Below are 14583 nucleotides of genomic sequence, written 5' to 3' on the forward strand. Positions count from 1 at the left end.
GAAGGCATTCTCTCTGTCCAGCACATTGGTCTCGGCAAAGCTGAAAGGTTTCCTATCCTCTCCTCAGCTACATGACCCTCAGGACAAGCACCTCAACACCCAATAACCCTGCGTGCCGCTGCGCCCCAGGCCTTGAAGGCCGGGTGTGCCGCGCGCGCGGGGCTGCCCGTCTGCTTGTCCGCCCCTCCCTCGATGCCAGTGCTGTCCGGCAACGAGTCACTTGCGTTCCCGCTGAGACAAAGGAGATGTCCATGCACCGCAAAACCACGGATTACCTCGACGAAATCGGCTTCTGGCACTGCGCCCGGAGCCGACTGCTGCACCGCGCGGCCCAACTGCGGAACAGCCCCGAGATCCCGCCGCAACCAAGCCCACCCACGATGCCCAGGGCCGCCCTGGATGACCTGTTGCAGAGGTGCGGCCTGGGGGAGCTCTGTCGCTGCTCCAGGCATGCAACACGAGGTGGTCCCGAAAGCGACTTGCCGGACTCACCCTCCGACTCTCAGGACTGATGGGCACCCGGGGCTGTTACTGGCCACTCCGATAAGGCGCCCTGAGCCCGCGCTTCACTGGGTGTGTGCTGATAACGAGCCTTGAATGCCCGGGCAAAATGCGCCTGGCTGGCAAAGCCATGACGGTAGGCGATTTCACTGATGTCCAGGCCCGCCCCCTGGCTGCTGCAGAGCAGCTGGCGGGCCTGCTGCAGGCGTTTTTCCAGGATGAAGCGGCTGGGCACGGTGTCTTCCATGGCGAACAGCCGGGCCAGGTGCCGGGTAGAAATACCAGTCTGGGCCGCGACCCGTTCGCAGCTCAGGGTCGGGTCCCCCAACTGTTCATGGATGCACTGTTTGGCCGCCAGCAGGTAGGAGGCACTCAGGGCATTGATGGGCCGCTCTCCCACCTGTCCGGCGATGATGCTGGCCAGGAGTTCGAAGGCCTGCTCCTGATAGGCCTCGGCCTCGCCACACAGCGGCTGCTGGAAAAACGCCCGGGTGTGCTCCCCAAGGGTGCGCAACAACAGGCGCTGGACTCCGCTGTGCACGCTGATCTTCAGCGTCCGGTCGAAACGCTTCAGACAGCGCGCGGCAAACTGCTCCTGGGGAATATCGAAAATGAACTGGCGCATCGCCCCGGAGAAGCCGAACAGGTAAGGCTTGTCGGTGCGGTAGACCACCAGTTCCCCCGGCTCCAGTACCTGGCAGGCGCCGTCCTGATAGAAGAACGAACCGCTGCCGGTGACCAGGGACACGAAGATCGAGTCCTTGGGCACGCCACGGATCATCGAAGTGTCGCGTTCCACCACATGTTCATTGCCAACGATGCGCGCCAGGCGCATGGCACCCAACTGCAGGTTGTCCTGGCTGGCCATGAAACCGTCTTCGGCGTAGGAGTTGCACTTGAGCCCCACCAGGGTGCTGGCGTTGTAGTCCTCCCAGAACCTCAGGCGGTGATCCGGGTCGACCGCCTGGGTGCTGGCGTGCCGGGTTTCGAGCAAGGCGCATGGAGACATTGTTGTTCTTCTCATGGGCGGCGGGATGTTCCCCGGACGGCAAGGCAGTGTCCGGGCACCTGGGCCGCATGATCTGCGGGCTGCGGCCATTCATTAACATCTGAACTATATAGCCTGTCAACTTGAAACGCAGTGGGAGCCGTTCGCCGGAACGACCTCATTACATCGCTATTTTCGGTAGGAAAAATCCCTGTCCGAAACAGACAACAAACCGGTCCGATTCGATCAAACCGGCGCCCAGCCATGGGCCTAAAGTCACCTCAGTCACCCCCATGACGCCCCCCTATAACAACAATCGAGGTCGACCATGCCTGAAGCCGCCACCCGTGAGTTCTGGAAAGACCTGCAACCCATCGCCAACTGTTTCAAGCCCGATGCCAAACCCGAGGTCTACCTGCCGGATGCCGCCAGTGACGACCTGAGCCTGTACGTGCCCTTCACCGAAACCGTGTCTTCGCGACCGCTGTGGATTTCCCCCAGCGAGAACCGCTGGTGCGACATCCTCATGGCCCGCAGTGCCGGGTTGGTCAACCGCCACTACCACCCCCACGAAGTCTTCGCCTACACCCTGTCCGGCAAGTGGGGCTACCTGGAGCATGAGTGGACCGCCAGCGCCGGCGACTTCGTCTACGAAACCCCGGGCGAAGGCCACACCCTGGTGGCCTACGAGCACGAGCAGCCGATGCGGGTGTTCTTCATCGTCAAGGGCCCGCTGATCTGGCTCGACGAACAGGGCGAGCCCGACGGCTACTTCGACGTGCACTCCTACATCGCCCTGTGCCGCGAACACTACGAAAAGATCGGCCTGGGCGCGGCCCATATCGACACTCTGTTTCGCTGATCGGCGTTTCTCACGCCTCCTCGGAGAACCACCATGGCTTATAAAAACAACAAGGCCGGTTACGAGAACACCTTGCTGGGGGTGCTGTTCCTGACCTTCGGCTTCGTCTTTTTCGATCGTCTTGCGCTGTCATTCCTGTTCCCCTTCATGGCCGACGAACTGCAATTGAGCAACAGCCACCTGGGCATGCTGTCGTCGGTGCTGGCCCTGGCCTGGGCGGTGTCCGGTGCCCTGGTGGGCGCCTGGTCGGACCGCCGAGGCGTGCGCAAGCCGCTGCTGATCGTCGCGGTGATCCTGTTTTCCCTGTGCTCGGCCCTTTCCGGGCTGGTCACCGGCTTCCTCAGCCTGCTGCTGTTTCGCGCCATCATGGGGCTGGCCGAAGGGCCGATCCTGCCCTTGTCGCAATCCTTGATGGTTGAGGCTTCATCGCCCCAACGCCGGGGCCTGAACATGGGCCTGCTGCAAGGCTCGGCGGCCGGGCTGCTGGGGGCCGTGATCGGACCGCCGGTGCTGATCGCCCTGGCCGAAGCCTATGGCTGGCGCCACGCCTTCATCATCTCGCTGGTTCCCGGCCTGCTGATCGCCCTGTTGATCTGGCGCTACGTGCACCCGGACCCGCCACGGGGCGAGCCCCGGACCAACGCCGCACCGAGCAACGGCGGCGGACATCGGCTGGCCCTGTTGAAAAGTCGCAACATCGTGCTCTGCACCCTGATCAGCTGCGTGTTCCTGACCTGGTTCATCATTCTGATTTCCTTCACCCCGACCTTTCTGGTCAAGGTCCGCGACTACAGCCCGGCCAGCATGGGCACGGTGATGAGTTGCCTGGGCGGCGCCTGGGTGCTCTGGGGCTTCGGCGTGCCGGCGATCTCCGATCGCATCGGCCGGCGACCGACCCTGGTGCTGTTCTCGCTGATCGCCGCCTGCTGCCCCATGGCCCTGCTCTACGCGTCTTCGCCCTGGATGCTCGGCGTACTGATGCTGCTGACCTACACCGGCCTGGGCTGTTTCACCCTGTTCATGGCCACCATTCCGGCGGAGACCGTGCCCCGTGAAGTCATGGCCACGGCCCTGGGCATGATCATGGGCATTGGTGAACTGGTGGGCGGCTTCGTCGCCCCGACCATCGCCGGGTTCGCCGCCGACCGCTTCGGCCTGTCCATCGTCATGTGGATGTCATGTGGCGGCGCCTTGCTGGCAGCGGTACTGGCGTTGTTCCTCAAGGAAACCGCCCCGGCGGTGCTGGCCCGTCAACAGCGCCGGCACGCCGACGCCTCCTCTGTCCTGCAAGGAAACCAGCCATGAACGCACTGCGTTGGCACGCCGCCCGGGACCTGCGCCTGAGCCAGGTACAACTGCGCCAGCCCGGCCCCGGGGAAGTCCTGTTGCAGGTGGCCTATTGCGGTATCTGCGGCAGCGACCTGCATGAGTACGCCGATGGGCCGCACTCGATTCCCCAGCACGCGGCCCATCCGCTGTCCGGCTGCCGGGCGCCACTGACGCTGGGCCATGAGTTCTGCGGCCAAGTGGTGGCCCTGGGCCCCGGCGTCGACCCACGTCTGCTGGGGCAGCGGATGGCGGTGGAGCCGGAGTATCGCTGCGGTGAATGCCAGTACTGCCGCATGGGCCAGTACAACCTCTGTGACTCCATGGGTTTTATCGGCCTGATGGGCGACGGCGGTTTTGCCGAGCAGGCGCTGGTGCCCGCCTACATGCTGCACCTGCTGCCGGAGCGCGTCAGCTTCAAGCAGGCCGCCGTGCTGGAGCCGGCGGCGGTGGCCTACCACGCCCTGAACCAGAGCAGCCTGATGGCCGGCGACAGTTGCGTGGTGTTCGGTCTGGGCCCCATCGGCCTGCTGCTGATCCTGCTGGCACGGCTGCGGGGCGTGGAGCGCATCTACGCCGTGGACCTGGACCCGCAGCGCCGACGCCTGGCCCTGGAACTCGGCGCCTCGGCCGCCCTGGACGGCCGCGATCCGCAACTACAGGAACACCTGCGGCAACTGAGCGATGGCGGCCTCGACACGGCCTTTGAGGCCGCCGGCACCCAGCAGACCCTGAGCCATGCCCTGCACTGCCTGCGCAAGGGCGGTGAAGCGGTGCTGGTGGGCTTGATGGGTCAGGTGCAATTCGACGCCTTTCATCTGGTGAACAACGAACTGCGCCTGCTCAGCAGTGTCGGCTACCGCCATGTGTATCCCGAACTGATCGAGCTGCTGGCCAGCGGACGCCTGGACCTGTCCCGAGTGGTGACCCGCTGCCTGGCCCTGGAGCAGGCGGTGGAACAGGGTTTCGAGGTGTTATTGCACGACAAGAGTCAGATCAAGGTGCTGGTCAACCCGACACCGGCCCTGGCCGAGGCCTGAGCCATCGGTTTCAACACTCAAGACAAAAACAACAAGAAACGAGTACCCGACATGAATGCTTCCTATGCGCTGTGCCCGCTGCTGGCAGCCCTGCTGCTGCCCCTTGATTGCTTCGCCGATGCCCCAGTTGCGCCTCGTAGCGGGCCGCTGTCCGGTCTGGGCGACTACCTGGCCGACCGGGGCATTACGCCCCACGTGCAGTTTCTCAGCCTGGCCATGAAGAACCTCGACACCGGCCCCCGCCCCCACAGCTTCGGCAACAGCGGCGATCTGTTCGTCGGCGCCGACATCAACCTGGGGACCTTCGCCGGGCTCGACGGCGCAGCGCTGCACTTCGAGCAGACACTGTTCATCCTCGACCACCAGACCGGCGTGCCCACCTCACGCAACTGGCAGGGCGCCGCCGGCAGCTACTTCGGCGGCGCGCCGATCCACAACGACCTCACCAGCAACCAGTTGAGCCTGCTGACCTACCAGCAGACCTGGCTCGACGGCCAGGTCGACCTGAGCCTGGGGCGAACCAACGCGCGGCGCTACTTCTATATCTACAACTGCGAAAGCACCATCACCTGCAACGACCCGATCATCGATTCTTCCACCGGCATCCTGCCGCCGCCCTACGGCAGTTGGGGCGGCTACCTGAAGTACCAGCTGACACCCCAGTGGTACGTGCACGGCGGCGCCTTCGAATCCAACCCGGTGGACTACCTGAAGGAGCGCAAGGGCCTGGATTTCAGTACCGACGACGCCAGCGGCACCAGTCTGTTGCTGGGCATCGGCAGCCAGAACCGCGATGCCTACAGCTCCCACTACGAACTCAACGGCTACTACAACACCTCCAAGCAGGTGGACCCGCTGACCGGGGCCATGGCATTCGGCAGCGGCGGCGCCTTCTTCAAGTTCCAGCAGTCGCTGTGGCGCGCCGACGCCGGCACCGGTACTGCGCCCCAAGCCTTGCTGCTGTTCGGTTCGCTGTCGGCGGCGGCCGACGATAAACAGCCCTTCAGCCAGTTCGCCGAAGCCGGGCTGACCTACCTCGCCCCCTTCGACCGGCCCCAGGACAAGCTCAACCTCAAGGCCAGCTACCTGCGCCTCAACGATCACCAACTGCGCTTCCAGCAGCAGGCACGGACCGCCAACGGCGGCGACCCGCGCCTGGGCGAGCGCAATGTCTATGCCCTGGAAGCCAACGCCCACATCGCCCTGACCCGGCAACTGGCCCTGGAGCCCAGCGTCCAGTACCTGATCAACCCGGACAATTTCTACAACCCCGAAGCCCGCGAGCTGAGCGGCAACGGCTTTGTCGTCGGCCTGCAAGTGACCCTCGACGTCGGCTCGCTGCTGGGGCTGTGAGATGGATTTCTGTGACTGCCCAAGAGGTATCCCCCATGAGTGAACACACCACGCAAACCTTCGACTACATCGTGGTGGGCGCCGGTTCCGCCGGTTGCGTGCTGGCCAACCGTCTGTCCGCCGACCCCAAGCTCAAGGTCTGCCTGATCGAGGCCGGGCCCAGTGACCGCACCGTGCTGCCCGCCGCCTATGTGCGCACCCCGGCGGGGATCATCCGCCTCATCGCCAACCCGCGCTGGAACTGGATGCATCAATTCAGCGCCCAGGCCGCCAGCGGCGACCAGCCCATCCCCTGCCCCCGTGGCCGGGTCTGGGGCGGCTCCAGCGCCATCAACGGCATGATCTACATCCGTGGTCACCGTCAGGACTTCGACCGCTGGGCTGCCGCCGGCAACCAGGGCTGGAGCCATGACGAGCTGCTGCCCTATTTCAAGCGTTCGGAGCATTTCGAACCGGGAGACTCGCCCTGGCATGGCCAGCACGGCGAGCTCAACGTCGCCGAGCAGCGCAGCCCGAGCCCAGTCAATCAGGTGTTCTATGAAGCGGCCACGGAGCTGGGCTGGAGCTACAACCCGGACTTCAACGGCCCGGAACAGGAAGGCTTCGGGCCCTTCCATGTCACCCAGATCAACGGCGAACGCTGCAGCGCGGCACGGGCCTTCCTGCATCCGATCCTGCAGCGGGAAAACCTCACCCTGCTCAGTTCCACCCTGACCCACAGAGTGCTGCTGCAAGGCACTCGCGCCAGCGGCGTGGAGATCAGTCAGAACGGGCAGGTCCGTCAGTTGCAGGCGCGCCGGGAAGTGATCCTGTGCGCCGGGGCGATCAACTCGCCGCAGTTGCTGCTGCTCTCCGGTATCGGCCCGGCAGAGGAACTGAAACCCCACGGCATCCTGCCGCGCCACCCGTTGCCGGGGGTCGGCCTGAACCTGCAGGACCACCAGGACATCGTGCTGATGTACCGCAGCGACCCCGAGCTGAGCTACGGCCTTTCGCCCAAGGGACTGTTGCCCCTGGCCCGTTCGCCCTGGCAGTACCTGACCCGGCGCCAGGGCCCGCTGACCTCCAACACCGTCGAGTCCGGGGCCTTTTTGCGCCTTACGCCCGAGGACCCGGTGCCGGAGCTGGGGCTGATCGTCGCCCCGGCCCTGAAGAACCAGCCCCAGCGCCTGATTCCCGTGGGCCATGGCATCAGCCTGCATGTGGCGGTGATGCACCCGCAAAGCCGAGGTCGGGTGCGCCTGAACTCCGCCGATCCCCACGACAAACCGCTGATCGAGGCCAACTTCCTCAGCCACCCCGAGGACTTGCGCAAACTGGTGGCCGGCTTGCGCCTGGTGCGCCAGCTGGCCGCGACCCGGGCCTTCTCCCGGCGGCTCAAGGGCGAACTGGTGCCCGGCCCGCAGGTACAGAGCCAGGAGCAGATCGAGCAATGGATTCGCCAGCACCTGGGCACCGTGTTCCACCCGGTGGGCAGCTGCAAGATGGGCCATGACGAGCTGGCGGTGGTGGACGATCAACTGCGGGTCCACGGCCTCCAGGGTATGCGGGTGGCGGACGCCTCGATCATGCCGAGCCTGATCACCGGCAACACCAACGCGGCGGCGATCATGATCGGGGAAAAGGCCGCCGACCTGCTGCTGGGCACGGCACCGGCGCAACCGCGCAGCATGCCTCAAGGCGAAACATGCACTTGAACCGGGGCTCAGGGGCGCTTCGGCGCCTCGGCACTCCAGAGTACCGGCCAGTTGTCGTAGCCCAGGCCACTGCAATTGGGCATGCGCCGGTAGTCGGTGAGCTGGAAGGCCTGGCCGTCGAAGTGCCAGCTGGCCATTTCACCGCAGTCACCCATCCCGCGGCCCATGAGGAAACTGCTGAGCTCGCCGGTCTCGGGGTAATAGTTGATGCCCCCGGCATGGTCGACGCTACCGTTCGGCAATGCCTGCATCTGCAGGGGTTGCAGCGCATAGGGCGCGGTGCGCGAGCGGCTGCTGATATCGAACAGGCAGATGTAGGCGCCGCAGTCGGAGAACTCGAACACCAGCGCCTGCTGCGCGGTCAGGGGATAAAGCTCGATCCTCGGCGGCATGACGTAGTCGTCGTCCTCTTCAGACTTGGGCGGCGGCAAGGTTTTCTGCACCGCTGCCCGCAGCCCGCTGCGTTCCCGGGCACTCAGGGGCGTCACCCCGGGATAGGCGCCCAGGGCCTTGGCCGCCTGGACCCTGGGCACCGCACTGACCGGTTGCGCGCCGGGAGCCGCCAGAGCGCTGACCGTACCCAGGCGTTCCTGTACCTGATCCACCCGTTGCAGCAGATCCGGCAACCCCTTGAGCTGCACCTGGGCCGGCTCCTCTCCCGGCAGTTCCAGCACCTGCCCGGTGCGCAGCCGCGCCAGCCATTGCCGGGCCAGGGCCTGATCGTCAACCCGGAAGTACTGTTGTTGACGGGTGCTGTCGGAGGCCTCCACTTCTTGCACCAGGGCTGCCAGCAAGCCGGGTTCCAGCGGCTGGCCATCCAGGCGCAGCGCGGCCGGATCGAAGGGCGCGCCCTGGTGTTCCAGTTGCAGCTGCACCTGGCCCTCGGGACCGGCCTGGCTGCGGATCAACAGGGTCAGGTGGTTGACCTGCTCGGCAAAGGCGATGTTCGGCGCGTAGAGCAGTTGACAGTCGCGGCGGTTGTCGCACGCGCTGATCCAGCCTTCTTGCTGCAGCCACAGCGGCGTCAGTTCCGGCAGCTCTCGAGCCAGGCACGGCGTGGCGCCAAGCGCCAGCAGGGACAACACAACGGCACGCAGCATGACGACGCTCCTTGTCGGGCAAAGGCGCGGATTCTGCCATGGTCGAAAGGCTTCGAATACAGCCATTGGCGACGGTCTGTGCAACGCCACGCGGCCCCCGCGGTCAACCTTGCCCTTCCCGCGGTCTCAGGGGCCGGGCGCCTCGGCCACTGGCGGGTTCGTCAGCCCCTGGCGCGCCCGGTATTCCCCCGGTGCGGTCTTGGCGTAGCGCTGGAAAAACCGACTGAAATAGGCCGGATCCTTGAAGCCCAGCTGGTAGCAGATTTCATTCACCGAGCTGGCGGTGAACAGCAGCAAGCGCTTGGACTCTTGCATCAGGCGCTCGTACACCAGGCGTTTGGAGGGCAGATCGGCGATGCGACGGCAGACGTCGTTGAGGCGCGCTTCGGTGACCCCCAGCGTGCTGGCGTAGCGCGCCAGGGGCCAGTGCTCCAGGTAGCGGGCCTCGATCAGTTCGTTGAAGCGATGGAAGATCTGCAAGTCTTCATGCCGGGCCGGGCGGGCCTTGAGGGAATTGGCCGAAAGCCTGAGCAGGCTGATCATCAGCAGCCGGGTCAGGGCTTCCAGGGCCGGCTCGCGCCCAGCCCCCTGCCCGCCGATTTCCTGCTGCAACTCCTGGAACAGAGACTCCAGGCGCCGCACCTCACCGGCAAACTCCGGCCCCAGGCGCGCCAGCGCCACACACACCGGCGGCACCTGGGGCGCGGGGGCCAGCGTCGGATCGGCACCGATCAATTCCCACACCAGCTGTTGGCGCACGGTGAGTACGTGGCCTTCGCTGTCGGCCTCGGTGACGAAGGCATGGGGAATGGTCGGTGGCGTGAGAAAGAACATCGGTCCCGACTCCAGGTATTGCTGGTCGTCCAGATAGACCCGCACCGCGCCGCTTTGCACGTAATGCACCTGGAAGAAGCGGTCGTGGCGATGCACGGGCATGTTGCGCCCGAAGAAGCCGGCGAGATTGCTCAGCTTGTCGTAATGCACCTGGGCATCGGCGTAGCGCTGATCGTAGACCTGGCCGATGTTGATATTGGGAATGGGTTGGCGTGGGTTCATGGCACCCTTCTGTTTTTATTTTTCAGCACGCAGAGCGTTGGCATCCTGCGGGATTCACGGCTTGCCCGCCAGTGCACGAAGCAATCGATCAGGCTGTCGCTTGACGATCGTTAACATATTAAATATAACGTTAATACATTAACGAATTCACCCCGCGAGCGGCAAGCGCATTGCGGGCCCCGACACCAGGAACCAGGAGACGCTCGATGAGCCGTGCACTGAACGATCACGCCGGCGGCACCCTGTTCGGCGTTGCGCTGAACTACCAAGGGTTGCTGCAGAGCCATCTGCAAAGCTTCACCCAGCCGCCCTACCAGAAGCCTCCGGTGAAACCGGTGCTGTTCATCAAGACCCCCAACACCCGCAATACCCATGAGGCGCCGGTGGTGTTCCCCAAGGACGTCGAACGCCTGCAACCGGGCCCGGCCCTGGGGGTGGTGATCGGCAAGCGTGCCAGCCGCGTGCGCCTGGAGGACGCCCTGGAGCATGTGGCCGGCTACACCATCGTCAACGAGTTCAGCCTGCCGGAAGACAGCTACTACCGCCCCGCGGTGAAGGCCAAGTGCCGGGACGGCTTCTGCGCCATCGGCCCGCAACTGGTGCCGGCCGCCCAGATCAGCGACCCCCACGACCTGAGCCTGGAGCTGTTCGTCAACGGCGAGCGGGTGCAGCACAACAGCACCGCCAATCTGGTGCGCAGCATCCCTCAGCTGATTGCCGAGATCAGCGAATTCATGACCCTGCATGCCGGAGACGTGCTGATCACCGGCACCCCCGAGGGCCGGGTCGATGTGCGGCCCGGCGACCGGGTCGAAGTACAGATCAGCGGCCTGGGCCGCCTGGCCAACAGCATCGTTGCCGAATGAGGAACTGACATGAAACACGCGCGCATCCGTTATCAGGGCCAGGTCCACCAAGCTCGGGTCACCGGCCCCAATACCCTAGAGCTCGAAGACGGCCGGACCCTGGCCGAGGATCAGGTGCAGTGGCTGCCACCGGCCACCGGCACCATGTTCGCCCTGGGCCTGAACTACGCCGACCACGCCGCCGAACTGGCCTTCAAGCCGCCCACCGAGCCCCTGGTGTTCATCAAGTCCCCGGGCACCTACACCGGCCACCAGCAGGTGACCTGGCGCCCGGACAACGTCGCCTACATGCACTACGAGTGCGAGCTGGTGGCAGTGATCGGCAAGACCGCACGCAACGTCAAGCGCGAGGACGCCCTGGACTACCTGGCCGGCTACACCCTGTGCAACGACTACGCGATCCGCGATTACCTGGAGAACTACTACCGGCCCAACCTGCGGGTGAAGAATCGCGACGCCACCACGCCAGTCGGCCCGTGGATCATCGATGCCGCCGAAGTACCGGAGCCCAACAAGCTGACCCTGCGCACCTGGGTCAATGGCGAACTGCGTCAGCAAGGCAGCACCGCCGACATGATCTTCGACATCCCTTACCTGATTGAATACCTGTCCGGCTTCATGACCCTGCAACCGGGGGACATGATCGCCACCGGCACCCCCGAAGGCCTGTCCGACGTGGTGCCCGGCGATGAGGTGGTGGTGGAAATCGAAGGTGTCGGCCGGCTGGTCAACCGCATTGTCAGCGAGCGCGATTTTTTCGCCCATCACGCCCAACCAGAGCCCACTGCCGTGGCCAAGGAGCACGCATAAATGATCAAACACTGGATCAACGGCCGCGAAGTCGAAAGCCGTGAAGTGTTCACCAACTACAACCCCGCCACCGGTGAAGCCATCGGCGAGGTGGCCAGCGGCGGCGCCGAGGAAATCGCCCAGGCGGTGGCCGCGGCCAAGGACGCCTTCCCGAAATGGGCCAATACCCCGGCCAAGGAGCGCGCCCGGCTGATGCGCCGCCTGGGCGCTCTGATCGAGGAGAACGTGCCGCATCTGGCGGAGCTGGAAACCCTGGACACCGGCCTGCCGATCCACCAGACCCGCAACGTGCTGATTCCCCGGGCCTCGCACAACTTCGACTTCTTCGCCGAGGTCTGCACCCGCATGGATGGCCACAGCTATCCGGTGGACGACCAGATGCTCAACTACACCCTGTACCAGCCGGTGGGCGTCTGCGCCCTGGTGTCGCCGTGGAACGTGCCGTTCATGACCGCCACCTGGAAGACCGCACCCTGCCTGGCCCTGGGCAACACCGCGGTGCTGAAGATGAGCGAACTGTCGCCACTGACCGCCAATGAGCTGGGCAGGCTGGCGGTGGAAGCCGGGATTCCCGCCGGGGTGCTGAACATCGTCCAGGGCTACGGCGCCACTGCCGGCGATGCCCTGGTGCGCCACCCGGACGTGCGGGCCATCTCCTTCACCGGCGGCACCGCCACCGGCAAGAAGATCATGCAGACCGCCGGCTTGAAGAAGTACTCCATGGAACTGGGGGGCAAGTCGCCGGTGCTGATCTTCGAGGACGCCGACCTGGAACGGGCCCTGGACGCCGCACTGTTCACCATCTTTTCCCTGAACGGCGAGCGCTGCACCGCTGGCAGCCGGATCTTCATCCAGGAAAGCGTCTACCCGCAGTTCGTCAAGGAATTCGCCGCTCGGGCCAAGCGCCTGATTGTCGGCGACCCGCAAGACCCCAAGACCCAGGTCGGTTCAATGATCACCCAGGCCCACTACGACAAGGTCACCGGCTACATCCGCATCGGTCTGGAAGAAGGCGCAACGCTGCTGGCCGGCGGTCTGGAACGCCCGGTCAACCTGCCGGCGCACCTGGCCCGCGGGCAGTTCATCCAGCCCACGGTGTTCGCTGACGTGGACAACCGGATGCGCATCGCCCAGGAAGAAATCTTCGGCCCGGTGGTGTGCCTGATCCCGTTCAAGGACGAGGCCCAAGCCCTGCAACTGGCCAACGACACCGAATACGGCCTGGCCTCCTACATCTGGACCCAGGACATCGGCAAGGCCCATCGCCTGGCCCGGGGCATCGAGGCCGGGATGGTGTTCATCAACAGCCAGAACGTCCGCGACCTGCGCCAGCCCTTCGGCGGCATCAAGGGCTCGGGCACCGGCCGCGAAGGCGGCGAGTACAGCTTTGAAGTGTTTGCCGAGATCAAGAACGTCTGCCTCTCCATGGGCAGCCACCACATCCCGCGCTGGGGCGTGTAAGGTTCAGAACCGTCCCGGATCACGCCAACAATAAGATGTTTCAGGAGAAGCACCATGGGCGAAGTCGTCATGGCCGCCAAGGTCTGCCACGTACCATCGATGTACCTGTCCGAACTGCCGGGCAAGCACCACGGCTGCCGTGAGGCGGCCATTGCCGGGCACAAGGAAATTGCTCGCCGCGCCCGGGAGCTGGGGGCCGACACCGCGGTGGTGTTCGATGTGCACTGGCTGGTCAACAGCGGGTACCACATCAACTGCGGTGAAGCCTTCAACGGCACCTACACCAGCAACGAGTTGCCGCACTTCATCAAGAACATGACCTACGACTACCAGGGCTGCCCGGAGCTGGGTCAACTGATTGCCGCCGAGGCCAACGCCGCCGACGTGCGCACCCTGGCCCACAACATCCCCAGCCTGGAGCTGGAGTACGGCACCCTGGTGCCCATGCGCTACATGCACATGGACGTGCCCGCCGCCGAGCACTTCAAGGTGGTGTCCATCGCCGCCTGGTGCGCCTGGCACCGGCTTGAGGACAGCTTCACCTTCGGCGCCGCGGTGCGCCGCGCCATCGAGAAGAGCGACCGTAAGGTCCTGGTGCTGGCGTCCGGTTCGCTGTCCCACCGTTTCTCCAACGACCGCGAGGCCGAGGCCAACATCCACAACTGGACCCGGGAATTCGACAAACAGGTGGACCAGCGGGTGGTGGAACTCTGGCAGCAGGGTCGCTTTCGCGAGTTCTGCGCCATGCTCCCGGACTACGCCGCCAGCTGCCATGGCGAGGGCGGCATGCATGACACGGCGATGCTCCTGGGGCTCTTGGGCGGCGCTGAATACAACCGCCCGGCCGAGATCATCACCCCGCTCTTCGGCAGCTCCGGCACCGGTCAGATCAACGCCATTTTTGAAATTTAGAAGCAGCTGCAAGCTCCGAGCTACCCGCTGCAAGACGACATCGACAGCAGCGACAAACCACAAGCGCCAAGTCACAGGAGTCCCCTCTTGCGGCTTGTAGCTTGCCGCTTGCCGCTGCCTGCGAAGGAGGCCCTCATGCCCCATTTCATCGCTGAATACACCGACAACATCGAACAGGCGGCCGATCTGCCGGGGCTGTTCTCCAAGGTTCATGACTACCTGGGCGCCACTGGCGTGTTTCCCCTTGGGGGCATTCGCAGCCGCGGCGTGCGCCTGGACACCTGGCGCATGGCCGACGGCAAGCACGACTACGCCTTTGTCCATATGCGCCTGCAGGTGGGTGCCGGTCGTGACCTGGCCACCCGGCGACAAGTGGCCGAGGGGCTGTTCGAAATCATCAAGGCGCACTTCGCCGAGCTGCAGGCGCAGCGCTTGCTGGCCCTGTCGTTCGAGATGAGCGAGCTGGATGCCGAACTGAACTTCAAGCACAACAACGTGCATGAGTTTCTGCGCGGACAGGCCTGAGCATTGTGCCGGTGCTTTCGCCGGCAAGCCGGCTCCTACCAACGCCCATGTGCCCCGTAGGAGCTGGCTTGCCAGCGAACAGGCCC

Annotated in this window: 13 protein-coding genes; 10 read left to right on the plus strand and 3 right to left on the minus strand. The window is 64.9% G+C overall.

The genetic code is table 11. The annotated features are described in order from the left end of the window. Window positions 1-502 precede the first annotated feature (502 nt). Entirely contained in the window at window positions 503-1510 is a 1008-nt protein-coding gene (locus ACSSVC_RS21030) for a helix-turn-helix domain-containing protein (protein ID WP_346635403.1), read from the minus strand. A 307-nt stretch (window positions 1511-1817) separates the two neighbouring features. On the opposite strand from ACSSVC_RS21030, the gene ACSSVC_RS21035 reads away from it, so the two are divergent. Genes ACSSVC_RS21035 through ACSSVC_RS21055 form a run of 5 tightly spaced genes read left to right on the plus strand, consistent with a single transcriptional unit; the run spans window position 1818 to window position 7767 of the window. Then, on the plus strand, window positions 1818-2351 hold the full coding sequence (locus ACSSVC_RS21035; RefSeq protein ID WP_346635404.1) for a 2,4'-dihydroxyacetophenone dioxygenase family protein: 534 nt from the start codon (window positions 1818-1820) through the stop codon (window positions 2349-2351). A gap of 33 nt (window positions 2352-2384) precedes the next feature. Then, window positions 2385-3656, plus strand: a complete 1272-nt coding sequence (locus tag ACSSVC_RS21040) for an MFS transporter (protein ID WP_404937013.1) — start codon at window positions 2385-2387, stop codon at window positions 3654-3656. Then, window positions 3653-4717 (plus strand): 2,3-butanediol dehydrogenase, encoded by a 1065-nt coding sequence (locus ACSSVC_RS21045; protein WP_492611314.1) that lies wholly within the window; start codon window positions 3653-3655, stop codon window positions 4715-4717. The genes ACSSVC_RS21040 and ACSSVC_RS21045 overlap by 4 nt, the downstream gene beginning before the upstream one ends. A gap of 51 nt (window positions 4718-4768) precedes the next feature. Further along, window positions 4769-6070: a carbohydrate porin gene (locus ACSSVC_RS21050; protein WP_404937015.1), complete on the plus strand. Its 1302-nt coding sequence runs from the start codon at window positions 4769-4771 to the stop codon at window positions 6068-6070. A 35-nt stretch (window positions 6071-6105) separates the two neighbouring features. Next, window positions 6106-7767: a GMC family oxidoreductase gene (locus ACSSVC_RS21055; protein WP_492611315.1), complete on the plus strand. Its 1662-nt coding sequence runs from the start codon at window positions 6106-6108 to the stop codon at window positions 7765-7767. A gap of 8 nt (window positions 7768-7775) precedes the next feature. Here ACSSVC_RS21055 and ACSSVC_RS21060 read toward each other — a convergent pair whose 3' ends face one another. After that, a complete protein-coding gene (locus ACSSVC_RS21060) occupies window positions 7776-8867 on the minus strand; it encodes a DUF1176 domain-containing protein (protein WP_492611316.1) in 1092 nt (363 codons plus the stop codon). A gap of 126 nt (window positions 8868-8993) precedes the next feature. Then, window positions 8994-9923, minus strand: a complete 930-nt coding sequence (gene hpaA / locus ACSSVC_RS21065) for a 4-hydroxyphenylacetate catabolism regulatory protein HpaA (protein WP_346635410.1) — start codon at window positions 9921-9923, stop codon at window positions 8994-8996. 206 nt (window positions 9924-10129) lie between these two features. Between hpaA and ACSSVC_RS21070 the strand changes: the two genes are divergently transcribed. The 5 genes from ACSSVC_RS21070 (at window position 10130) to ACSSVC_RS21090 (ending at window position 14497) form a co-directional block, all read left to right on the plus strand. Then, complete coding sequence (locus tag ACSSVC_RS21070; protein ID WP_346635411.1) at window positions 10130-10789, plus strand: fumarylacetoacetate hydrolase family protein; 660 nt, start codon at window positions 10130-10132, stop codon at window positions 10787-10789. Window positions 10790-10798: 9 nt separating this feature from the next. Further along, window positions 10799-11599, plus strand: a complete 801-nt coding sequence (locus tag ACSSVC_RS21075; RefSeq protein WP_346635412.1) for a fumarylacetoacetate hydrolase family protein — start codon at window positions 10799-10801, stop codon at window positions 11597-11599. Continuing rightward, window positions 11600-13060: a 5-carboxymethyl-2-hydroxymuconate semialdehyde dehydrogenase gene (gene hpaE / locus ACSSVC_RS21080; protein WP_325984799.1), complete on the plus strand. Its 1461-nt coding sequence runs from the start codon at window positions 11600-11602 to the stop codon at window positions 13058-13060. A 54-nt stretch (window positions 13061-13114) separates the two neighbouring features. Further along, window positions 13115-13972, plus strand: a complete 858-nt coding sequence (gene hpaD, locus ACSSVC_RS21085; RefSeq protein ID WP_325984801.1) for a 3,4-dihydroxyphenylacetate 2,3-dioxygenase — start codon at window positions 13115-13117, stop codon at window positions 13970-13972. 135 nt (window positions 13973-14107) lie between these two features. Continuing rightward, window positions 14108-14497, plus strand: a complete 390-nt coding sequence (locus ACSSVC_RS21090; RefSeq protein ID WP_325984803.1) for a tautomerase family protein — start codon at window positions 14108-14110, stop codon at window positions 14495-14497. The last annotated feature ends 86 nt before the right edge of the window (window positions 14498-14583 follow it).

The organism is Pseudomonas sp. E1BtOHC1 (genome assembly GCF_058744285.1).